General features: G+C 47.3%; 24 protein-coding genes. 10 read left to right on the top strand and 14 right to left on the bottom strand.

Annotation, left to right across the window (positions count from 1 at the left end; genetic code table 11):
- Positions 1-57: 57 nt before the first annotated feature.
- A complete protein-coding gene (locus KNQ06_RS12515; protein WP_075642768.1) occupies positions 58-906 on the bottom strand; it encodes a DegV family protein in 849 nt (282 codons plus the stop codon).
- 16 nt (positions 907-922) lie between these two features.
- Entirely contained in the window at positions 923-1,744 is an 822-nt protein-coding gene (gene lipL / locus KNQ06_RS12510; RefSeq protein ID WP_215148485.1) for an octanoyl-[GcvH]:protein N-octanoyltransferase, read from the bottom strand.
- Between the two features lie 145 nt (positions 1,745-1,889).
- On the opposite strand from lipL, the gene KNQ06_RS12505 reads away from it, so the two are divergent.
- The 3 genes from KNQ06_RS12505 to KNQ06_RS12495 all read left to right on the top strand — a co-directional run bounded on the left by KNQ06_RS12505 (position 1,890) and on the right by KNQ06_RS12495 (position 5,352).
- Positions 1,890-3,197, top strand: a complete 1,308-nt coding sequence (locus tag KNQ06_RS12505) for an HD domain-containing protein (protein WP_075642766.1) — start codon at positions 1,890-1,892, stop codon at positions 3,195-3,197.
- Positions 3,194-4,051: a phosphotransferase family protein gene (locus KNQ06_RS12500; protein WP_214805897.1), complete on the top strand. Its 858-nt coding sequence runs from the start codon at positions 3,194-3,196 to the stop codon at positions 4,049-4,051. Before KNQ06_RS12505 ends, KNQ06_RS12500 begins: the two co-directional genes overlap by 4 nt.
- Before the next feature lie 122 nt (positions 4,052-4,173).
- A complete protein-coding gene (locus tag KNQ06_RS12495) occupies positions 4,174-5,352 on the top strand; it encodes a NupC/NupG family nucleoside CNT transporter (protein WP_023466789.1) in 1,179 nt (392 codons plus the stop codon).
- 54 nt (positions 5,353-5,406) lie between these two features.
- Here the strand turns inward: KNQ06_RS12495 and KNQ06_RS12490 are convergent, their stop codons facing one another.
- Positions 5,407-6,051 (bottom strand): NAD(P)-dependent oxidoreductase, encoded by a 645-nt coding sequence (locus KNQ06_RS12490; protein WP_215148483.1) that lies wholly within the window; start codon positions 6,049-6,051, stop codon positions 5,407-5,409.
- 72 nt (positions 6,052-6,123) lie between these two features.
- Positions 6,124-6,309, bottom strand: a complete 186-nt coding sequence (locus KNQ06_RS12485) for a 2-hydroxymuconate tautomerase (protein ID WP_023466792.1) — start codon at positions 6,307-6,309, stop codon at positions 6,124-6,126.
- Between the two features lie 168 nt (positions 6,310-6,477).
- Between KNQ06_RS12485 and KNQ06_RS12480 the strand changes: the two genes are divergently transcribed.
- Both KNQ06_RS12480 and KNQ06_RS12475 read left to right on the top strand, forming a co-directional pair.
- Positions 6,478-7,002, top strand: coding sequence for a hypothetical protein (locus KNQ06_RS12480; RefSeq protein WP_058265479.1), 525 nt, complete (start codon positions 6,478-6,480; stop codon positions 7,000-7,002).
- A 65-nt stretch (positions 7,003-7,067) separates the two neighbouring features.
- Positions 7,068-7,562 (top strand): YwhD family protein, encoded by a 495-nt coding sequence (locus tag KNQ06_RS12475; protein ID WP_023466794.1) that lies wholly within the window; start codon positions 7,068-7,070, stop codon positions 7,560-7,562.
- A 35-nt stretch (positions 7,563-7,597) separates the two neighbouring features.
- Here KNQ06_RS12475 and KNQ06_RS12470 read toward each other — a convergent pair whose 3' ends face one another.
- Positions 7,598-8,443: a metallophosphoesterase gene (locus KNQ06_RS12470; RefSeq protein ID WP_023466795.1), complete on the bottom strand. Its 846-nt coding sequence runs from the start codon at positions 8,441-8,443 to the stop codon at positions 7,598-7,600.
- A gap of 90 nt (positions 8,444-8,533) precedes the next feature.
- Positions 8,534-10,090, bottom strand: coding sequence for a BCCT family transporter (locus KNQ06_RS12465; protein ID WP_214724867.1), 1,557 nt, complete (start codon positions 10,088-10,090; stop codon positions 8,534-8,536).
- A 378-nt stretch (positions 10,091-10,468) separates the two neighbouring features.
- On the opposite strand from KNQ06_RS12465, the gene KNQ06_RS12460 reads away from it, so the two are divergent.
- From KNQ06_RS12460 to speB, 3 genes are all read left to right on the top strand, one after another.
- A complete protein-coding gene (locus tag KNQ06_RS12460; protein WP_214805903.1) occupies positions 10,469-11,140 on the top strand; it encodes an NAD(P)H-dependent oxidoreductase in 672 nt (223 codons plus the stop codon).
- A gap of 144 nt (positions 11,141-11,284) precedes the next feature.
- Positions 11,285-12,127, top strand: a complete 843-nt coding sequence (gene speE, locus KNQ06_RS12455) for a polyamine aminopropyltransferase (RefSeq protein WP_023466799.1) — start codon at positions 11,285-11,287, stop codon at positions 12,125-12,127.
- 114 nt (positions 12,128-12,241) lie between these two features.
- Positions 12,242-13,114 carry an agmatinase gene (gene speB, locus KNQ06_RS12450; RefSeq protein ID WP_023466800.1) on the top strand — a complete coding sequence of 291 codons (873 nt, stop codon included), beginning with the start codon at positions 12,242-12,244 and terminating at the stop codon, positions 13,112-13,114.
- A 45-nt stretch (positions 13,115-13,159) separates the two neighbouring features.
- On the opposite strand, the gene KNQ06_RS12445 is transcribed toward speB, so the two are convergent.
- On the bottom strand, positions 13,160-13,753 hold the full coding sequence (locus tag KNQ06_RS12445) for a LysE family translocator (RefSeq protein ID WP_215148481.1): 594 nt from the start codon (positions 13,751-13,753) through the stop codon (positions 13,160-13,162).
- The gene (locus KNQ06_RS12440) at positions 13,753-14,211 is read right to left on the bottom strand and encodes an Lrp/AsnC family transcriptional regulator (RefSeq protein ID WP_050677294.1); all 459 of its coding nucleotides are present in this window, start codon (positions 14,209-14,211) and stop codon (positions 13,753-13,755) included. Before KNQ06_RS12440 ends, KNQ06_RS12445 begins: the two co-directional genes overlap by 1 nt.
- A gap of 220 nt (positions 14,212-14,431) precedes the next feature.
- Here KNQ06_RS12440 and KNQ06_RS12435 point away from each other — a divergent pair, with 220 nt between their 5' ends.
- Both KNQ06_RS12435 and KNQ06_RS12430 read left to right on the top strand, forming a co-directional pair.
- The gene (locus tag KNQ06_RS12435; RefSeq protein ID WP_023466804.1) at positions 14,432-15,220 is read left to right on the top strand and encodes a DUF4397 domain-containing protein; all 789 of its coding nucleotides are present in this window, start codon (positions 14,432-14,434) and stop codon (positions 15,218-15,220) included.
- On the top strand, positions 15,192-15,800 hold the full coding sequence (locus KNQ06_RS12430) for a class F sortase (protein WP_215148479.1): 609 nt from the start codon (positions 15,192-15,194) through the stop codon (positions 15,798-15,800). Before KNQ06_RS12435 ends, KNQ06_RS12430 begins: the two co-directional genes overlap by 29 nt.
- 56 nt (positions 15,801-15,856) lie before the next feature.
- On the opposite strand, the gene KNQ06_RS12425 is transcribed toward KNQ06_RS12430, so the two are convergent.
- The 6 genes from KNQ06_RS12425 to KNQ06_RS12400 all read right to left on the bottom strand — a co-directional run bounded on the left by KNQ06_RS12425 (position 15,857) and on the right by KNQ06_RS12400 (position 21,938).
- Complete coding sequence (locus tag KNQ06_RS12425) at positions 15,857-17,158, bottom strand: globin-coupled sensor protein (RefSeq protein WP_029343217.1); 1,302 nt, start codon at positions 17,156-17,158, stop codon at positions 15,857-15,859.
- A 171-nt stretch (positions 17,159-17,329) separates the two neighbouring features.
- On the bottom strand, positions 17,330-17,554 hold the full coding sequence (locus KNQ06_RS12420; protein WP_023466807.1) for a hypothetical protein: 225 nt from the start codon (positions 17,552-17,554) through the stop codon (positions 17,330-17,332).
- A gap of 86 nt (positions 17,555-17,640) precedes the next feature.
- Positions 17,641-17,847 (bottom strand): cation transporter, encoded by a 207-nt coding sequence (locus KNQ06_RS12415; protein ID WP_035399161.1) that lies wholly within the window; start codon positions 17,845-17,847, stop codon positions 17,641-17,643.
- Positions 17,844-19,973: a heavy metal translocating P-type ATPase gene (locus tag KNQ06_RS12410; protein WP_215148477.1), complete on the bottom strand. Its 2,130-nt coding sequence runs from the start codon at positions 19,971-19,973 to the stop codon at positions 17,844-17,846. The genes KNQ06_RS12415 and KNQ06_RS12410 overlap by 4 nt, the downstream gene beginning before the upstream one ends.
- Positions 19,974-19,986: 13 nt before the next feature.
- Positions 19,987-20,283: a metal-sensitive transcriptional regulator gene (locus tag KNQ06_RS12405; protein WP_023466810.1), complete on the bottom strand. Its 297-nt coding sequence runs from the start codon at positions 20,281-20,283 to the stop codon at positions 19,987-19,989.
- Between the two features lie 119 nt (positions 20,284-20,402).
- Complete coding sequence (locus KNQ06_RS12400) at positions 20,403-21,938, bottom strand: DHA2 family efflux MFS transporter permease subunit (protein ID WP_029343221.1); 1,536 nt, start codon at positions 21,936-21,938, stop codon at positions 20,403-20,405.
- Positions 21,939-22,208: the final 270 nt, after the last annotated feature.

Below are 22,208 nucleotides of genomic sequence, written 5' to 3'. Positions count from 1 at the left end.
AGGCTCTAAACAGAGTCTGTCCCATTTTGTCGTACTATAAGATAAAAATGAGTGCCGTTAACGTGGAAGGTCATACCCAATGACGACGAGTCCCGGTCCTGTATGTGAACCGATCGCTGCGCCGGCGATCGTCAAGATGACTTCGCTTGGTGAAAACTGTGCTTCAATCAATTGTTTTAATTGTTCTGCGCGTTCGATCGAATCCCCATGACCAATCATGATTCGATGTCCGTCAATTGCGGGACGTGCTTCTTCCATCCACTCGACGATCCGGTTCATGACTTTTTTCTGACCACGGATCTTCTCTTTTGGAATCAACTTCCCGTCTTCGACTGTCAATAGTGGCAAGATCGATAAGAGACCACCAATGAAGGCGCTAGCTCGCGAAACACGTCCACCGCGCATCAAATATTCGAGTGATTCGACTGTAAACAGATGACGAATTGTATTTACCTTGGCTTCAGCATAAGCCACTGTTTCTTCAAACGAATGCGTTTGTGCGTATTCTGCGACGTCGAGAACGAACAATCCTTGTCCTGTCGAAGCGGTTTTCGTATCGAGTACGAGATAAGGAACGTTCGGATATTTTTCTGCGAGTTCCTCTGCTAGCATCTTCGCGGTTTGATATGTTCCCGATAATTCGCTCGAGAAGGCGAGGTAGAGGAAGGGATCCCCTTGCTCGAAGTGACGCGTGAACACCTCGACCATCCGGCTGACTTCTGCTTGGAATGTCTTTGGTGCTGCACCGTCACGCATCTTATCATACAGTTGTTTCGGAGATATCGATTCTCCATCGAAGAACGTGTCTTCGTCGATCAATACGCCGAATGGCATGACCGTAAAATCATAAGCATCTAACATGTCTTTTGGTGCATCAGCACCACTATCTGTGATCAATCGGATCATCACGTTCTCTCCTTTCTTAACCTAGGGCTTTTTCGTTTCGATCAAGCATCCGACTCAAGTTGACGCCGAAACGCTCATTCTCGAGTTCCGTCAAAGTTGCGGGCGTCAAATCAGCGCCGAGCGCAAGTAACGCTTCATATGCACGACGTAAGCACTCCTCGACTGTCAATGGAGTACCAAGCAGTTCCTCGAGTGACGCCATCGTTTCCGGCACGACGGTCGGATAAACGAATTTCGTCGTTTCACCTTGAAGCGCTGCCTCGTAAAAGTCACGGACTAAAGCGGCGCGTTGACTTCCACTTCCGTTGACACAAAGATAGATTTGAACGGCAACTCCGCCACGGACACGACGCTGGGAGATACCAGCGAATTTTTTACCCGCAATCGATAAGTCATAAGAACCGGGACAATACGATCCGACGACTTCACCAGCGACGATCGCGTCCGTTTCTTGTGCGAACATACGGCGGACGAGCGCAAGCATCGCTTCGTAACCACTGTCGATATCGATGCCGCCGCGTTCCGGTAGGACAAGTGAAATATTCAAGACACCAGCGTCGAGGACGACGGCAAGACCACCTGAGTTACGGACGATGGGCGAGAAACCATGTTCATGCAGAACGGCTACACCGTCAGTAAGATGAGGAAGACGGGCATCCTGGATGCCGAGGACGACGGTTTCGTGGTGAATCCAAGAGCGAAGTGCGGCTCCTTCTGTTGCAACGGAGGCACATAATGTGTCGTCCATCGCAAACGATTGTGTCGCATGGAAAGCAGTTCCGAGTGACGTTTGATCAAAAATACGATAATGTTCTTGTTTTAAGAGTTCGATTCCCATAGGCTCGTTCCTTTATTGTAGATTTGCGACATCATTATAGCACAGGGTGTGTAAAGTTTCTGTGCGAAGCGCCGCGGGAGACAGGAATCCTTGGAAACAAAACCGAACAACAACGACATAGACACGATTTAAAGGAGAGAAACATATGTATCAATCATTAGGACAATTAAAGGAAACGAAGGTCTTCAAGGATCCGGTTCATCGCTATATCTATGTCAGTGATCAGTTGATTTGGCAACTGATCGGTACGCGTGAATTTCAGCGACTACGCCGGATTAAACAACTCGGAACATCCTTTTTGACGTTTCATGGAGCAGAGCACACACGGTTCCATCATTCGCTCGGTGTCTATGAAATCACGCGTCAACTGATCGATGTCTTCAACGGTCGCGCCGATTGGGACGATCAGTACCGGGAGTTGACACTGGCTGCGGCACTCTTACACGATGTCGGACACGGTCCGTTTTCGCACGCATTCGAGAACGTCTTCGGTGTTAACCACGAGACGTGGACGGAGCGAATCATTCTCGGGGATACGGAAATCAAGAAAGTCCTCGACCAAGTCGGAGACGGATTTGCGGAAGAAGTAGCGTCGATCATCAACAAGACGCACCCGAATCAACTGCTTGTTACGATGATCAGCTCACAACTCGACGTTGACCGGATGGATTATTTATTGCGCGATGCGCATTTTGCCGGTGTCAGCTACGGAAAATTCGATCTCGAGCGGATGCTTCGAGTATTGCGTCCAGCCCATAATCAGATGGTCGTCAAACAATCCGGAATGCATTCGATCGAAGACTACATCATGCGGCGGTATCAGATGTATTGGCAAGTCTACCTGCATCCGGTGACACGATCGAGTGATTACCTATTAAAAGCCATTCTCGAACGGGCGCAGGAGTTGTACCTGTCCGCATATCCGTTTGCGATTGCACCAATCCATTTGATGCCGCTATTTGATCAGAAGATGGAGTTGCGTGATTTCCTTGGGCTGGATGAGACAATCGTCTACTTCTATTTTCAGCAGTGGGCGAATGAACAGGATCCAATCCTTGCAGATCTATCGGGGCGATTCGTTGACCGGAAGTTGTTCAAGTATGTCGATTATCCGGCTGAAAAACGTGAACTCGTCCACGATAAACTGTGTGAGTTGTTTGAAGCAATCGGCTTGAATCCGACCTATTATCTGCTTGAAGATAAACTCAGTCGTCTTCCTTACGATTTATATGGAGACAACGGGGAAATCAGCAAACAACCGATCATGTTACAGATGAAGGATGGACAGATGAAAGAAATTTCGCAAGTTTCACCGCTCGTTCAAGCCATTGCGACGTCACGCCAGACTGATGAGAAGCTGTTCTTCCCGCAAGAAATTTTGCATGACTTGCGCGAACATGCGAATGAGAAGATGCAAATCGACCAGTTATTGATTGGCAGCGTGACATCATGATATCGTCCGCTGTCCTTACGAAAATCTTGCAACAGCTTGGACAGGAGGGAGGAGAGGTCGAAGTCTTAAAAGGCGCGACATCCTCCCTTGTTTTTCGAGTCGGTGAGGGAATTCTTCGCGTCCATACGAATCAAGACTGGCTACATGAGGAGCCGGACCTTGTCTTGCATGAAATGTTTGCGTTACAAGCAGCAGGTGACTTAGCACCAGATGTGTTGGACTATCAAACCGATGTTAGAGACGAAGTCCCGCCGTGGTTATATATGACCCGCTCACCGGGAGAGATCCGGCTTGATCAGGTGGATGAGCAATATGTCGATCGACTGGCACAAATGCTTGCGGCGATCCATGCGCTACCGGTACCAGAATCTCGGTATGTCTATCAGCCGTATGCGACGGAACGTCACGTTCCGACGTGGACGCAGCATCCGGAGAGATGGCGTCAGCTACTGGCGGTCGAACCGGACGAAAGTCAAACGATCCGATTCATTCATCGGGATTTTCATCCGGTCAATGTGTTATACGAAATGAATGGAACGTGCCATACGATTGATTGGATTAATGCGTGTGTAGGTCCCATTGAAGTCGACCTTGCGCATTGTCGTTTGAATCTTGCCTTGCTTGAATCCATTGAGATGGCGGATCATTTTTTAAAAAGTTACCTCAAACAGACGAAACGTTCTTACGATCACGCGTGGGATATTCGGGCTGTTTTTGATTTTGGACCTGAAACGATCGACGTCTATCCGGGGTGGAAAGCATATGGAAGGCAAAACCTTAGTCAGGACAATGTTCGGGAACGCTTGGAAAAGTTTGTCTTGAAAGTCTATGAAAATAACGAAAGCGGTTACTAAATGAACTTTTCCTCTTGTAGTTCTTCGAAATATTGATTATTCTATTACTTGGAAAGAGATTAAACGTCAGACATCGTACGAATGTACAACTGATAAACAACTAATAGATAGAGGGGTACTTCATGAAATATCTTATCGCACTACTCGGACTGGCTATCGTTTTCGGCTTGGCACTCCTTGTCAGCAGTAACCGTAAAGGCATCAAATTGAAACCGCTTGCGGTCATGCTAGTTCTTCAGCTCGTACTTGGGTTCATTTTACTCAATACATCGTTCGGATATATCGTCATTCGTGGCGTCGCGAAAGTCTTTGAAAAACTGCTTAGTTATGCGGCAATCGGAATTGATTTCGTCTTCGGTGGTTTAGCGAACGAAGGCGCACAACCATTCTTCATCAATGTTTTGCTCCCGATCGTCTTCATCTCTGCTTTGATCGGGATTCTACAATTCACGAAGATTTTACCACTCTTAATGCGCGGTATCGGTTTCGTCCTATCAAAAGTCAACGGTATGGGACGTCTTGAGTCTTACAACGCGGTTGCTTCAGCTGCGATCGGACAATCAGAAGTATTCATCACAGTCAAAAAACAAATCGGTCAATTACCAGCAAATCGTCTCTACACATTGTGTGCGTCAGCGATGTCGACTGTTTCGATGTCGATCGTCGGTGCATACATGACGATGGTAGAACCGAAATATGTCGTTACAGCAATCGTATTGAACTTGTTCGGTGGTTTCATGATCGTCTCGATCATCAACCCATACACGGTTGATCCTGAAGAAGATATTCTTGAAATCGTCGAAGAAAAACAAACGTTCTTCGAAATGCTCGGCGAATACATCATGGATGGATTCAAAGTCGCAATCATCGTTGGTGCGATGTTGATCGGTTATAACGCCTTGATCGGTATGGTCAACGATATCTTCTTGATGGTTCTAAACATCTCGTTCCAAGAAATCCTCGGATACATCTTTGCACCGTTCGCTTTCATCATGGGTATTCCATGGGCGGAAGCTGTCAGTGCCGGTAGTGTCATGGCAACGAAATTGATTACGAACGAATTCGTTGCGATGTTGAGCCTTCCAGAATACTCAAAAGAATTCTCGGAACGCACACTCGGAATCGTTTCTGTCTTCTTGATCTCGTTTGCGAACTTCTCGTCAATCGGAATCATCGCTGGTGCGGTTAAAGGATTGAACGACCGCCAAGGAAGCGTTGCGGCTAGTTTTGGTCTGAAGTTACTCTACGGCGCAACACTCGTCAGTGTCTTGACGGCAATCGTCGTCAGCGTCTTGCTTTAAGAGATACACTTATAAAAGAGCAATGGATCATTGATCCATTGCTCTTTTTGTCTGTCATTTAGTCGTACCGTGCGACGCAATCCCGACACGGACGCGATGATGGGTTCCGTCACGGTAGACTTCAACGGCGAACTGCGCGACGTTTTCCCGGGGAATCGGTCCTGTCGGTGCAGTGAAGCGTGTCGTCTCGATCAACAGGTCGTCAGCAGCAAGTGCTTTGTCTTCCGTCAGTTGTGTTGGGCAGATGACGGTGAAGTCGACGTCTGCATCCTTTAAGGTCAAATAAGCTTTCAAGTGATCCTCTGCTGCAATCGTCGAGCGTCGACGGGACTCACTCGATTGGAAACGATACTTTCCTGGTTCTTCTGATGCATCGAGAATGCCTGCTGTACCGATGAAGACGATCCGTTCGATACCTACTTCCTTCATCTTCGTGACGAGATGTGGAATCGCTGTCGAGAGTACCTGCTGTTGATCGGTACCGAGACAACTGAAGACAGCGGTACTTCCTGCGAGTGCTTGTTCGAGATCATCTGGATTTGTCGCATCTCCCGTCAGGATATGAAGGCGATCATGGACGGGTAAGCCCGGTGACGTGGAACGTACGAGTGCACGAACGTCGTAGCCATCTTCTAATAATCGATCAATCAAAGGTCGACCCGTTCGACCGGTCGCACCAAGTACAGTAACAGTAGTCATAAGAATTCCTCCTTAGAGATCAAGTAGATGGGAAAAAGAGACGCACGGTAACGACCGGACGTCTCTTGTTGTTTATTTATCCGCGAACATGACGCCAGCTTGACCGTAATCTGTTTTTTCCATCTCTTCGATGAAGACCGTGATGTTTTCTTTAGGAGCATTCGTCGTTTCCGACACCGCTTCCGTGACTTTTTCAATCAAAGCGCGTTTTTGTTCGACTGTACGACCCGATAACATTTTAACCGTAACATATGGCATGACTTCATTTCCCCCTCTAGCATGATGACGATACGCCATCAGTATAGCGCATTCGATAGGGGATTCGTCAATTCGAACATCGTTTTCGAAAAAGAAGGGTATAAGGTAGGAGCTATTATTGTCGGAAGCGAAGGTAGTCATACACATACGGCAGAAAAGGAGAGACATATGGACGCAATCATACGGAAGAAGATTCATACGTTACTGATTTTTGATCGGGCGTTACCGGAAGATACGAATTATCCGTTGTCTGGTGCAAAAGGACTCGAAGTCTCAGATATCGTTTTTGAACAGAACATTCCATTCGGACGACTCGTAACGGATAAAGAACTCGCTCAACTGCTGAATCAAAAAGAAGCAAAGCGATACGGGATGTTGACGTTGCTTGAAGACGATGTACGTTTCAAACCGTTGTTTCAAAATCGAAAACCGACAGCTGACATGGAAGAAGAGGTCGAGGCGAAGGTACGAGAACTCGCGCATCAGTTACGTGCGATTCGGTCGCGGTGTTCCTCGCTGGAACGTCTCTTCTTGTTCGGTCGCGCGGCGCAAACCCTGTTTGACCGCGCTTTGCTTCATCTTGAAGAGGTCAATCCTCCGGCACATGAGGAAATTGCGTCCATGACGTGTTATCGTCTCCCGACGATTCGCCGAGCATCAGAGGAACAATTACAGTTACTTCGTTATGAGTGACTGGTTGCAGACACCTCGGAATACGGTATGATAGAAGCAACAGGATTAAAAGGGGACAAAACACGATGGAAAAAAAGATTAACTTCAATATCATTTCAGATAACTCAACAGACGGTCATGGTGGATTTGGTGTCGGGACACTTAGCTTAAATAGTATGTCACCAGTCATCATTTCTCCTGAAGACGGTGAAGCTTACATCGACATGGGTGCGATGCACGCGAAAGCAGCAATCGAGAAACGCGTCAAGTTCACGACGGATAAAGCCGATACGCCGAATGGCAAACTGTACTGGATCGTCTGGGTGACGGTCGGTCGTAAGCCAGAAGGATTCTATTACGGCGGTGTGGCTGCGTGCGATCTGCTAGTCGATGCGGAAGCGCGTCGCGGATTCAAGATTCTTGCTGATCACGTCAATAAGATGGATAAATCTCTTAAAGGACGGATTGTCGTCGATCATATGGATGAGCGTTCAAAAGAATTGTTACGTGATTTCTTGCAGACACACAAACCTGAGATGTGGGAAAATGCTGACGCTGCTTTACATGAAGCGTTGGTCTAAACAAAAGAACGTGTGCCGCGGCACACGTTCTTTTTTCATGGTCGTTTCAGCGTCAAGACGACGAGTTCTGGATGATTGAACAGACGAAACGGAAACAGGCTGTTTCCGAGACCACGACTGACGATCAGTTCGGTCTGCTGTTCCTGATAGCGACCTGCCGTCACGGTTGGAAAGAATCCTTGACCAGGCGCATACAGACCTTCCGTAAACGGCAGGCGGATCTGTCCGCCGTGGGCGTGACCGGATAAGACAAGATCAACGGAACGCTCGGCATACAAGGATTTATATTCCGGACGATGTGCAAGCAAAAGTCGAAACGCATCAGGTGATACGTCTTGCAATGCTTGATCGAGACTTTGACGAATGCCATCCGGTTCTGATAGCCCTTCGCGCCACCGTGTCGTCGTCGGGTCATCGATACCAATCAGCGAAATTGATTGACCTTGGTATTCGATGACACGTGATTGATTTCGGAGAACGGTGACACCCAGTTGCTCAAGCTTTGGCAAAATCGTTAGATTGAGCCGAACCTCATGATTCCCGGTGACGAAGTAGACCGGGTATCGATCAACGAGCGCTTTCATGAGTGTAAGGGCAGCTTCTTCACCGTTTCGCCTCGAGTCAATCAAATCGCCAGTCATGACGACGAGATCCGGCTTTTCGCGATCAATTTTCTTCAGTAGTCGTTCTTGTTCATTCCCGAACGCCTTGCCATGTAAATCTGCTACTTGGACGACACGATAACCATCAAATGCTTCCGGTAAGCGATTTGACGTAACCGTCACCTGTGAGACATCAATGATGTTATTTTCACGATATAAAAACCAGCTTCCTAATGCGAGGACGCTGAGGGATACTAACCAGCGTGTACGTTTTCGCATGAGCCACCTCATTTCTTTCTACTTCGCATAATTCAGGATAACAAAAAAGACCTCCTTCCGTATGCGACGGAAGGAGGAATTCAAAACGAGTTAGGCATCTTGTTTTAAGTCTGTGACTTCTTTTTGCGCATCGGGTTCTTCCGATAAATCTTTGAACAGAGCGATGACCATCATTCCGACGACGAAGATGAACGGGAAGGCGGCTAGAACAGCTGCTGCCTGTAGGGCACTCAATCCTCCGGCATAAAGTAAGACGGCGGCGATTGAAGACTGGATGATACCCCAAGCAAGCTTGATGCGTAAGCTTGGCATGAGACTACCACCAGACGATAGCATACCGAGAACATATGTCGCGGAGTCAGCCGAAGTAATGAAGAACGTCGTAATCAAGAAGACAGCGACGATGCTAAGGAACGTGCCTAAGCCACCGAATGTTTCAAACAGAGCAAACATACCGGTTTCGACTCCTTTATCGTTGACCGTCGAGATCAGATCGACATTTTGGAACAATTCGTTCCAAATCGCTGATCCACCGAAGACAGAGAACCAAAGGAGACCAAAGATCGTTGGGACGAGCATAATCCCGATGACGAACTCACGAATCGTCCGTCCTTTCGAGACACGGGCGATGAACGTACCGACGAATGGTGACCAGGAAATCCACCATGCCCAGTAGAAGATCGTCCAATCGTTGATCCAGCCTCGTTCGTCTGGATTAAAGGCAGATGCCCGGAAACTCATGACCGGTAAGTTTTGCAAATAAGCACCTGTTGTTTGCACGAAGAGGTCCATGATGAAACTGAACGGTCCGAGGAACAGGACGCCAATCATCAATAGAACAGCGAGAACGATGTTGGCATTACTGAGACGAACGATTCCTTTATCGAGTCCTGATGCCGCACTTATCATGTAAAGGACTGACACAACGACAATGATGATCATTTGTGTCAGGAAGGAGTTGGGAATACTACTCGTTAGGAAGTTCAGTCCACCTGAGATTTGTTGTGCACCGAGACCGAGCGACGTCGCGACACCAAATGCCGTTGCGACGATAGCGAGTACTTCGACGGTACCTTTACCGGCAGAAGCATACCGTGGCTTCATCAATGAAGCGACAGTGTCACCAATCGTAGCCGGACGTCCTTTTCGGAACGTCGAGTAAGCGATAGCAAGCGCGACGATCGCGTATAATGCCCAAGGATGTAATCCCCAGTGGAAGAATGAATAGCGCATCGCGAGGCGTGCTGCTTCCGTTGGATCATCTGTTGCGACTGGCGGTGTATGGAAGTGCGTCAATGGCTCTGAGACACCCCAGAAGACAAGCCCGATTCCCATACCAGCACTGAAGAGCATCGCAAACCAAGAAATGAGACCATATTCAGGACGGTCCGAATCCTTACCGAGTCGGATTGAACCAAAGCGGGAAAAGATTAAAAAGATAGCAATGATTAAAAAAGCACTCATGCCGAGAAGATAAAGCCAGCCAAATCCGTTAGAGACAAAGGATTGTGCTTGAGCTGTGACATTTCCGAGACTAGCTGCACCGATTAGGGATTCCGGTAAGATTCCCCATATGGTAAAGAGCACACAGAAAATGACGGATACCATAAAGACTTTTGTGATCTTACTTTTTCGATTATTTTCCATCGTGTTCAACACCTTCTTTCGAATTTTACATAGTTGTTCTGTATCAAATGATGGCAACGACATTATCATTACCCCATCGTTCCGATAACAAAACCTAATCACGCAGGGTACTACCGTAACAAACATTTGTGTGGAAAAGCAAATCGACCGGGAAATGAGAATAAAGAAATCAATGTTTTTCAAGGAAGGTTAAGCAAAAAAGATTGCAATCAAGCGTTTTTAAAATAATGTGGAAATAAAGAAAAAGAAAACGTTAATACTATTATTTCCCGTTTCGTCTTAAAACTAACGTAAAGCTTGATATGAGCAAATCAGAGGCGGTCTAAAATCAGATTTGATATAACAAAAGCAGTCATCATTTTGAAGGAGGCATTTCTCATGAAAAAACAACAACAAAAACAAACAATTCTTGAAGCATTTCAATCTCGTCATGCGACAAAGGCATTTAATGGTCAAATGATCCCAGAAGACGATTTCCGGTTCATTTTAGAAACGGCGCGTCTGTCACCGAGCTCGTTCGGATATGAGCCATGGAACATGCTCGTTATTCAAAATCCAGAAATCCGAGAAGCCTTAAAAGAAATTTCTTGGGGCGCACAAGGACAATTACCGACAGCGAGTCACTTCGTCTTGTTCCTTGCCCGTACCGGAGAACAAATGCAGGCAGATGGTCCGCATGTCACGCAGATGATGGATTTCCTTGGTCTATCCGAAGAAGCGAAAGCCGGACGGACGAAGCGTTACGGTCTGTTTTTAGAGGAGGATTTTGCGATTGGTGATAACCCAAAAGCGATGGAAGACTGGGCAGCTAAACAAGCCTATATCGCACTTGGGAACATGATGTCGACGGCAGCACAAATCGGTGTCGATTCATGCCCAATCGAAGGATTCGACCAGCAAGCTGTCGAGCAATTACTCGTCGATCGTGGACTGCTCGATCGTTCTGTTTTCACGGTGCCGGTCATGGTCGCATTCGGTTACCGGGCAGAAGAACCAAAACGTGAGAAGCAACGTCGTCCGCTTGAGGAAATCGTGACGTTCGTCGAGTAAAGACGGAAGACAAAAATTTTCGAATTATATAGAAGTTTCTTTCGAAATTCGGTATACTCGCATTTGTATGATTAAGAAGCGCCGTAAACGCCACTCGCATACGAACAACTTTTGTCTTGATGAAAGAAAGGGGTTCTATCGCAAATGGAACAAAAATTAAAGTTATGGTTCACGGAACACCAAACGGAAGATTACGGTATCACATTCCGTGTCAACCACGTTTATGAGAGCGAACAAACGGAGTTTCAACGCCTAGAGATGGTTGAAACGGACGAGTTCGGTACGATGTTGTTACTTGACGGAATGGTCATGACGACAGATAAGGACGAGTTCGTTTACCACGAGATGGTCGCGCACGTCCCGTTGTTCACACACCCGAATCCAAAATCGGTTCTGGTCGTTGGTGGAGGAGACGGCGGAGTCATCCGTGAAGTCTTGAAACACCCGTCCGTCGAAAAAGCTGTTTTAGTTGAAATCGACGGAAAAGTCATCGAGTATTCGAAAAAATACCTCCCGAACATTGCAGGTGGATTGGACGATGCACGCGTCGAAGTCATCGTTGGGGATGGATTCATGCATATCGCAGAAGCAGAAAACGAGTATGATGTCATCATGGTCGACTCGACAGAACCAGTTGGTCCAGCGGTCAACTTGTTCACGAAAGGCTTCTACTCTGGTATTTCAAAAGCATTAAAAGAAGACGGCATTTTCGTCGCACAATCGGATAACCCATGGTTCACACCAGACTTGATCCGTGATGTTCAACGCGACGTCAAAGAAATCTTCCCGATCACGAAGCTCTATATCGCAAACGTTCCGACATACCCAAGTGGTCTTTGGACGTTCACGATCGGATCAAAGAAACACGATCCGCTTGCTGTTGCACCAGAGCGTTTCCACGAGATCGACACGAAGTATTACACGCCTGAGCTTCACACGGCAGCTTTCGCGCTTCCGAAGTTCGTTAAAGATTTGACGAACGGCTGAGTTCAGTCACTATAGCACACATGAACAGAGCGGTTTCGATCTTCGAAATCGCTCTGTTGTCAGGTAAAGAGGCGTTTGCATCAGCAAACGGCAAATGAACAGGAGGAATGGATCATGCGTTTTGATGAAGCATATTCAGGAAAAGTCTTTATCGCGAGTCAACCGACTCACGAAGATGCAAAAGGAATTTTATACGGCATGCCGATGGACTGGACGGTCAGTTTCCGTCCGGGTTCACGATTCGGTCCGGCACGTATCCGTGAAGTCTCACTTGGTTTAGAAGAATATAGCCCGTACTTAGATGGTGACATCGCTGACGCGAAATTGTTTGACGCGGGAGATATCCCGTTACCATTCGGGAATGCTCAAAAATCACTTGATATGATTGAAGAATACGTCGATTCGTTACTGACAGCAGGCAAGTTCCCGCTCGGTATGGGTGGCGAACATTTAGTCACATGGCCGGTCGTCAAAGCGTTCGATAAACACTACGATGATTTCGTCGTGCTTCACTTTGATGCGCATACAGACTTACGCGATGAGTATGAAGGAGAGCCATTGTCGCACTCGACGCCACTTAAGAAAATCGCAAACTTGATCGGACCAGAGAACTGCTATTCATTCGGAATTCGTTCAGGTATGAAAGAAGAGTTCGAATGGGCGAAGACGTCAGGCTACAACCTCTTCAAATACGAGATCGTCGAGCCGCTTCGTCAAGTTCTTCCAACACTTGCCGGTAAAAAAGTCTACGTCACGATCGATATCGATGTTCTCGATCCGTCAGCAGCACCAGGAACAGGGACGCAAGAAATCGGTGGAGTGACGACGAAGGAATTACTTGAAGTCGTTCACATGATCGCACGAGCAGACGTTGACGTCATCGGCGCGGATTTGGTAGAAGTATGCCCAGCGTACGATCAATCCGATATGACAGCGATCGCGGCAGCAAAAGTATTACGCGAAATGATGATTGGATTCATTAAATGAAAAAGCAAAAGAGACCGGACGTGATGTCGGTCTCTTTTGTTTTGCTCAGAAGAAGAACTGAATGACCCCGAATGCACCGAATCCGATGATTAGACTGGCAGACGTCCACTGAATGATACGTAAAGTGGGTGTCGCAAGCTGGTGTTTGAGCAGGTGCGTGATGTTCGCTAGAATGACCCACCAGGCGGCAGAACCGAGAAAAATACCGATTAGAAACAAAAACGCATCCTGTCCGTTCTTCATCGTTAACTCAAAGCGTGCAAACAACGCCAGGAACAGTGTGATCGTCATCGGATTTAAAAACGTCAGGAGTAAGACGGAAAGATAGGCACTTAACCGTGACGTGGCCGTATCAGAAATCGAGGTGTTCGAAGAAGCTTGAAACATCGACCAGCCGATGTAACACAAAAATAGACTGCCAATCAATTGCATCCAAGATGCTTGGGTGAGTAAAGATTGCACGAGTGAAAAACCAGATAACGCGAGTATCCCGTAAGTGAAGTCTGCCGTAGCGGCTCCGAGTCCGGAAACGATGCCAGAAACTCTTCCATGTCGAAGAGTTCGTTGCATGCATAAGAGGCCGATCGGACCGACGGGGGCGGCTAAGGCAAATCCGATTCCAAAACCAGTCGTAAACATCAGTCGACCTCGGGTAACGGAAAATGGAGCGATTCCTTTTCCGTCCGCATGATGATTGTCGTTTTCGTCCGTAGGATACCTGCTAATTCTTTGATGTGGTAAGTGATGATTTCATCAAGTTGTTCTGTATCCCGACAGCGGATTTTAAGTAGGTAATCATCGTCCCCCGCGACGTGATGGCATTCTAGTACATACTCAAGTTCTTGAACTCGTTTTAGAAACGGTGCCCGATGTTCCGGTCGCTCGAGTGAAACAGCGACGAACGCAGCAAGGCGATAGTCAAAGGAGGTGGGGTCTAGCACCGTCGTCAACTGACGGATGATACCTTGCTCTTGTAAGCGTGCGACGCGCTCCGCAACAGCTGGTGCCGATAAGCCGATGTGTTGTGCAAGTGTTGACCATTTCATCCGGGCATCCCTTTTCAAAAAATTAATAATTTTTAAATCGTAGGAATCCATAGGCTTTAACCTTCTTTTCTATTGTTATTTAAAATATTTTATTTCGAAAAGAAAGAAAAAATCAATGTGTTTGTAGAACAAGTTCATAGCACACTGAAATCTTTACACATTTACGGCAGTGTCTTAAGTTTAAGATGTCACCACGAAGGAAATGTTCTGAAGTGTAAGAACATTGGTTTGAGAGCGATGTACATTTGACAATCAGAAAGGTGGAAAAAAGATGAAGAAACTCTTATCGTTTGTGACTGCTACGTTACTGTTTGCACTATTCGTGCTACCAGTAGGCGCAGCAGATGACGCAATGGTTCGTGTCATTCATGCTTCACCAGATGCTCCGGCAGTCGATATCGCGGTCGATGGCAAAAAAGCGGTATCAGGAGCAAAATTCAAAGATGTCACAGATTACCTCACACTACCAGCTGGCGAACATAAAGTAGAAGTATTCGCTGCAGGAACTACGAAAGATCCTGTGCTCTCTCAAACACTCAACGTAGAAGCTGGTAAATTCTATTCGGTCGCAGCAATCGGCAAACTAGCTGATATCAAACTCGCGGTCATGGAAGACAACGGTAAAGGCGAAGATGGAAAATCAATGGTTCGTGTCGCACACTTTGCACCAGATGCGCCAGCTGTTGATGTCGCACCAAAAGGTGGAGACCCACTCTTCAGTAACCTTGAATTCTCGAAAGTCTCTGACTACGGTACACTCGATGCAGGTACGTATGACCTTGAAGTCCGCCCTGCAGGCGCAACGGATGTCGTCAAAGCACTGGATGGTGTCAAACTCGACAGTGGCAAAAACTATACAGCACTCGCAATCGGCTTACTTGAAGGCGAACCAGCATTTGAAGTCCTCTTGATCCCAGACGGTGGTGAAATGGCATCAATGCCAGAAACAGGACTTGGTGGTTCATCTGATACGGCTTCTGCTACACCATGGGCAGTCGCAGCAGCAGCTGCCTTGTTAGTAGGAACAGCGTATGTCGTCCGTCGTAAACAAAACGCTTAAGAGTAGTCTTCTTCTCTTACTCGTATTAGCCGGATGTCAATCGGGATCACCTCCAGATGCTACAAAGCCGGAAAAACCAAAACAAACCGAAACAACGACGTCTTCTTCGTCCACTCCATCTGAAAAAGTGGACGAAGAGACGTTCATACCAACGCGTATTACAATTCCGACGCTCGATGTGAAAGCGAACATCGAAGTCGTCGGGAAAGATAAACAAGGTCGGATGGATGTTCCGAAACAGACCGATCAGGTCGCTTGGTATAAGTACGGAGCAAAAGCCGGACAAACCGGAAATGTCGTACTAGCAGGACATCTAGATGATCAAGAAGGTCCCGCTGTGTTTTATGATTTAGCCAAGATGAAAAAAGGGCAACGGATTGAAGTGACGGGAAAAGCAGGACAACAGGTATCGTACGTGGTGACGAACGTCATGTCCTATCCTGTCGATGAAGCACCTGTCGGATCAATCTTCGGTGCGACCGTCATGAATAAACTGACGCTCATTTCATGTATAGGTACGTTTTCAGAATCAAAAGGATACGATCAGCGTCTTGTCGTCACAGCAGAACAAGACGAGTAAAGTAAAATAGGCAATTCTTATTTCGGTTAAAACCGAGAATAAGAATTGCCTATTTTTTAATGTGTTTCGGAAGCAGCGACAAGATCCGTCGTCAATGTCGTCAAGCCTTGTGTCGTCTTACTGAGACCTTGGATCGTCTCGACGATTTGCCCGAGGTTTTCTTTGTTGCGTCCAAACAAAGTGAGGGAATTCTCCATTTCACTCTTAACGGTTTGAATTCCTTGTTTAACTTGTTGCAATTCTTGCTGAGATGCGGTGTTGGCACGTGTGATGTCTTCCATCTGAGAAACGAGTTGTGTGATATTACCATTGTTCTTTTGAATCAGACCGTTGATACTGCTACTCAACGATTTCGCATTCTCGGCAAGGTTTCGAACTTCGGTCGCGACGACAGCAAATCCTTTACCGTGTTCACCGGCACGTGCTGCTTCAATCGAAGCATTCAACGCGAGTAAGTTCGTCTGATTGGCGATTGCTTCGATGCTTTGCGTCATCTGGACGATGTCATCCGACGTTGTCTTCAATTCATGGATGCTTTCAAGCGAAGTACCGACTTGTTGTGTCGATTGAGCGAATTGTTGCTCCATCTGTTGCATCTGTCGTTCGTTGGCAATCGTCATTTGGACGAGTTGCTGACTCGTCTGCTCTGTCTGAGCTGTTTCTGCTAATACTTGTGAGGCACGACGGCTGGTCTCAATGATGGCATGATCCGTGTGCTCGACGGAACTTGCAACTTCTTGACTGACACGAACGACGTCTGTCAAAAGTTGACGACGCGACTCGTTCGCTGCTGTCACTTCATGAAGACGAGAATCGACATACTGGCTCGTCACGATTTGAGCATCTAAGTTCATCGCATGTGTCAAGGCGAGTACTGCTGTCGTCAGTTGCGCTGGGTCATGCTGATAATGTTCAACGATTTTTGGAATCAACAACGTCTGAAACGCAGCATACGAAGCGATGAACCAAGTGACGGGAACGAAGTTATGTTTATGCGTCTGTCCCATCCGTGTCCGCATCGCGAGGAACGACTCGTCCATGTTTCCTGTCAGTAGACTCGTGAAATAGTCGGCGAAAACTTTCTTCAGTCGTTCGCGTGTCGATGATTGTTTCGCGATCGTTGCCATCTCTGGATTCAATAATAGATGGTCAAGCACTTGCTCGAGGACTTCATCTAAGATGCCTTGAACGACAGGTGCCATCGATTTGAGTGTCTGTAGCTGTTCTTCTGTATATCCCATGTATACGAGACGGGATGTGAGATCAGGATCTGCCGTCTTTGTGATGAGACGGGAATCAGGAAAGCCGATGGTAGCTTGATAAGCCGAAGTAGTCTTACTTTTAAAAGGGTTACGCACGTAGTTGCCTCCAATACTCAAGATGTGAATAAAATGATGTCTGTTTCTTATCGGTTCATCTTGACGAAGCGATACTGATTTTCGAAAAAAAGACGAGAATATTGAAAAACATTGACCGGAAACAAAAAAACTCATGGCAAGTGCCATGAGGAGAATAGAAAAAGAACAGGATTAGACCGGTTGATCTTCCTGAAATGCTTTTTTAGCGTCCACGATCGAGCGCATTCGTTGAACGCAAGCTTGAACGAATTGAATGTCAATGGAGGTGAAACGGGTGACAGGTCCACGAGCTGACTCGGCACTGAATGTGAAGGTTCCGAGATTCCAAAGTTCGATTTTAAATCGTTTTCCTTTGTTGTCGTCGAAGTGTTCTACGAATTCGATTTTCGGTACCATACGAACCCCTCCTTACTCCGTACATTCCCGCTTTTCAAAAAATAAAAAAGCCAAACTGCGTGTTAGAAGCAGTTTGGCATGAAAATTTAAGCAGTCGGTACATCATAGCCGATTTCTTCGATCGCATCGACGAGACGTTCACGAGGAACATCCTCGTGCTGGACTGTAACCTGGTTTTGTTCGAGTGAGACAGTTGCCTGTTGTACACCTTCGACTTCAGATAGAGCGGATTCGACACTCGCTTTACAGTGATTGCATGTCATACCGATGACAGATAACGTTGTTTCTTTCATGATGAAGTTCCTCCTTCAGATAGTGGGGTACGTTTTAATCGTAACGCATTCGTCACGACAGAGACAGAGCTGAATGCCATCGCGGCACCCGCAAGCCATGGGGCAAGCAGACCGAGAAAAGCGACCGGAATGCCAATCGTATTGTAGCCAAGTGCGAAGACGAGATTTTGACGAATGTTTTTCATCGTCTGCTCACTCAGCTCGATCGCAAGTAAAACTTGTTTCAAATCGTGTCCAAGCAACGTCACGTCGGCTGCTTCAAGAGCGACATCCGTTCCGCTACCGAGCGCGATGCCGACATCTGCTGTTACGAGAGCAGGGGCATCATTGATACCGTCTCCGACCATCGCGACACGTTTCGTTTGTTGAAGTGACTGAATGACATCTGCCTTTTCAATCGGCAAAACGTCAGCAAAGACGAACGCTGGATCCAGTCCCAGTTCTATTGCTAAATGATCGGCGACTTCCCGGCGGTCACCGGTCAAGAGATATACTTCTTTTGTCTGGCGCAAACGCTGGATCGTTTCTTTCGCTGAATCTTTTAGCGCGTCACGGATGGCGTATCCGGCCGCGACTTCTCCATCGACAGCGACGTATACGAGAGTCGCTCCAGGTGATGTCCAATCAGGAAGAACGATGTTTCGTTCCTGCATCATTCGCGCCGATCCGACGATGAGATCATGTCCCATGATTTGTCCCGTGATCCCACGTCCTGATTCGACGTGGAACCGTTCGATATCAAAGACGACATCCCGTTCTGCTGTGATGGCGCGAGCAAGAGGGTGTTCCGATTGTCGTTCAAGCGCAGCAGCGAAATCGAGCGCTGTCTCCGTACCGAACGTTTCGACGACGACAGGGCGACCGACTGTCAGTGTTCCGGTCTTATCAAAGACGATAGCATCGACATGTTGGAGATTTTCGAGTTGAGCGCCTCCTTTAAAGAGAATACCTCGTTCTGCCCCTTTTCCGGTTCCGACCATGATCGAAGTCGGTGTCGCAAGTCCGAGTGCACATGGACAAGCGATGACGAGCACCGCGATGGCAGGACGAATCGCTTCCGCAAAGGATCCACTGATCATCCACCAAGCGGCTAATGTCAGAAGCGCGATGGCGACGACAATCGGCACGAACACACCAGAAATCCGATCGGCTTGTCTTTGAATCGGTGCTTTTTCAGTCTGCGCTTGTTCGACGACACGAATGATTTGTGAAAGAACCGTCGCTTGTCCGATCTTTGTCGCTTCGACTTGTAAAGATCCGTTCGTATTCAGCGTACCACCAATGACGGATGCCCCAACCGTTTTATGAACAGGCGCAGATTCACCGGTTAACATCGATTCATCGAGATACGCGTCGCCTGAACGAATGACACCATCTGTCGGAATTTTGTTCCCAGGTTTTACGAGTAAGATCATCCCGGTTTGAATCGCATCGATGGAGACAGTTCGTTCCTGTCCGTCCTCTAAGATGACGGCTTCCTTTGCTTGTAGGGAGAGCAGGCTTTTAATTGCTCCCGTCGTCTGTTGTTTCGCACGGTCTTCAAGGACCTTGCCGAGCAAGACGAGTGTAATCAGAATCGCACTCGTCTCAAAGTAGAGATGCGGCATATCAGAGACGAGTAGCATTTCAGCAACGGAATAGAAGTAGGCTGCCGATGTTCCGAGTGCAACGAGAACATCCATATTTGCGCTACCGCTCCGTAAACTTTTATAGGCCCCACTATAGAAGGGCGCTCCGATGATGAATTGCACCGGTGTCGCTAAAGCAAACTGTAGCCACGGATTCATCAAGAATGGAAGGTGGAACGGACTGTTTGGAATATGCGTCAGCATGCTCGCGAGCAACGGTAACGATAGAATGGCCGCGATTATAAAGCGATACAGCATCCGGCGATTCGATTTTGTTGCGTGTGGTGCTTGTTTGACCCTTGCCCCGTAGCCGATTTTTCGGATTTTTTCGATGATCGCTTGATCGTCATAAGCATCAGAAATCGAAACACGAGCGGTTTCAAGCGGCAAGTTGACCGTTGCTTCAACCCCGTCCATCCGGTTGAGGACTTTTTCAATCCGGGCGGAGCAGGCGGCACACGTCATGCCTTCAATATCAAACTCAATCGTTTTTGACATCAGAAAACCCTCCTTACTTTTTCAATCGAGCGATGACCGACATCAATTCATCGACGTAAGCGTCCGTACTATCTTGACGGGTGGCGACTTCATGCATGCACATCTTAACGTGGCGTTCGATGATTTGTAGTTCGACTTGCCGCAAAGCTGCTTGGATTGATGCCGTTTGCGTCAAAATGTCGATACAATACCGATCTTCAGCGACCATATTAGCAATCCCGCGGACTTGTCCTTCGATGCGCTTCAATCGCTTCATCAACGCATCTTGTTCTTCATTCGTTCGTGGAACGACGGGGTGATCGTGTGTCATAGTCGTGCCTCCTTTGGTGATCTTGTTGTTATCTTTACTCTAACATATAGGTATGGGGGGTACCAGTATATAGCTTAAGAAATAAAAAAAGCAGTCGCGAGAGGCGACTGCTTTTGCACTTACTGATTGGAAACTTGTGGTTTGACGATCGTTTCGTTCAATGAGCGTTGATCGCTGATGATATCTTCGGCTTGTGTCGCCCGTTTAATGAAGAAGGCAAGGACGAATGCTAGACCAGCGATGAACGTCGAGATGAAGAACGCATAGTTGATTCCGTCAAGCGTCGCTTGCATCGTGATCTGCTGTTTCAGAGCAGCAGCCGCTTCAGCTGTCGGTTGACTCGTCATGTTCTTCGCCGCTTCAGCCGCGAGTTCTGTCCCACGCGTCTTGGCATGCGTCGACATGATCGTTACGAGCAAGGCGGTTCCGATCGCACCGGATACTTGTTGCAACGTATTGTTCATCGCTGTTCCGTGTGGATAGTAGCGCGTTGGTAACTGGTTCAAACCATTCGTCGAGACTGGCATCATGACCATTGACATCCCGAACATCCGTAACGAATACAGGACGATCAGATGTGTATACGTCGTATCCATCTCAAGCTGACTGAAGTAGTAACTGGTAACGACTGTGATGAACAAACCAGTCAACGCAAGAGGACGTCCACCGATCTTATCAAACAGTTTCCCGTTGATTGGTGACATGACGGCCATCAAGATGGCACCCGGTAATAGCATGAGACCCGCATCGAGTGGTGAAATACCGCGAATCGTCTGGACATAGATCGGAAGCAATAACATGCCCGAGAACATCGCCATCGTGACGACCATCGAGATGGCAGAAGACAAGGCAAACATCGGGTAACGGTAAATCTTGAAGTTGAGCATCGGACGTTCCATATGGAGCTGACGGTAAATGAATGTTACGAGTGCGATGACCCCGACAATCAGCGCTCCATAGACGTGGAAGCTATCCCAACCTTTAGAGCCGGCAGAACTGAAACCGTACAATAAGCCACCGAAACCAAGTGACGAAAGTGCCACGGAAGCGAGATCGATCCGAGCGGCAGACCGTTCCTTGACGTCACGAAGTAAGAAGAAACCAGCGACGAGAACGATCAAGGCGATTGGTGTGATGAAGTGGAATAACATCCGCCAATCGTAGTGCTCGATGATCCAACCAGACAACGTCGGTCCGATCGCTGGGGCACCCATCATGATTAATCCGAAGAATCCCATTGCGGTTCCGCGTTTTTCAATCGGGAAACTAACGAGCATGACGTTCATCAGTAACGGCATCATGATTGCAGAACCGGATGCTTGAATCATCCGTCCTGCGAGTAGCACAGGGAAGACTTCTGCGAAGCCGGCAAGAATTGTTCCGGCCGAGAAGAGGGTCATCGCGAGTAAGAAGAGGCGACGAACCGAATATTTTTGAATCAAGAACGCAGATGTCGGAATCAAGACACCGTTGACGAGCATGAAACCAGTCGACAGCCATTGAGCAGTTGATGGTTCGATCGCTAGGTCCTTCATGATCGAAGGAAGGGCGATGTTGAGCAAGGTATTATTTAAGAAAGCAATGAATGCTCCGATCATCAAAACGGCGAGAATGCCGTAAGGAGCTCGAGCTGTGTGAGTTGCACTTTGTTGCATGAATATCCTCCTAACTAAACTAACGGTACATATTTCTATACGGTCGTTCTATCTGTAGTTTATCTTAATCCGATTTAGTTCGAATTACAAATAATAATAGCTAAGAAAGATAATTTTATTTTTTATGTAAGATTGAAAGCGTTTTTCTAGTAGGCTAAACGAGGAGAGAAGCATGTTGTACACTCGAAATCGCTTCCTAGGATAACGATTCGAGGTAAACAAAAAAAAGCACAATCCTTCTCGTTAAAGAAAAATTGCGCTTTGTCTTCA

Origin of the sequence: Exiguobacterium sp. s91 (assembly GCF_018618915.1) — a bacterium.
Classification (GTDB): Bacteria; Bacillota; Bacilli; order Exiguobacteriales; family Exiguobacteriaceae; genus Exiguobacterium_A; species Exiguobacterium_A abrahamii.
This window is presented reverse-complemented; position numbering and strand designations above follow the sequence as displayed.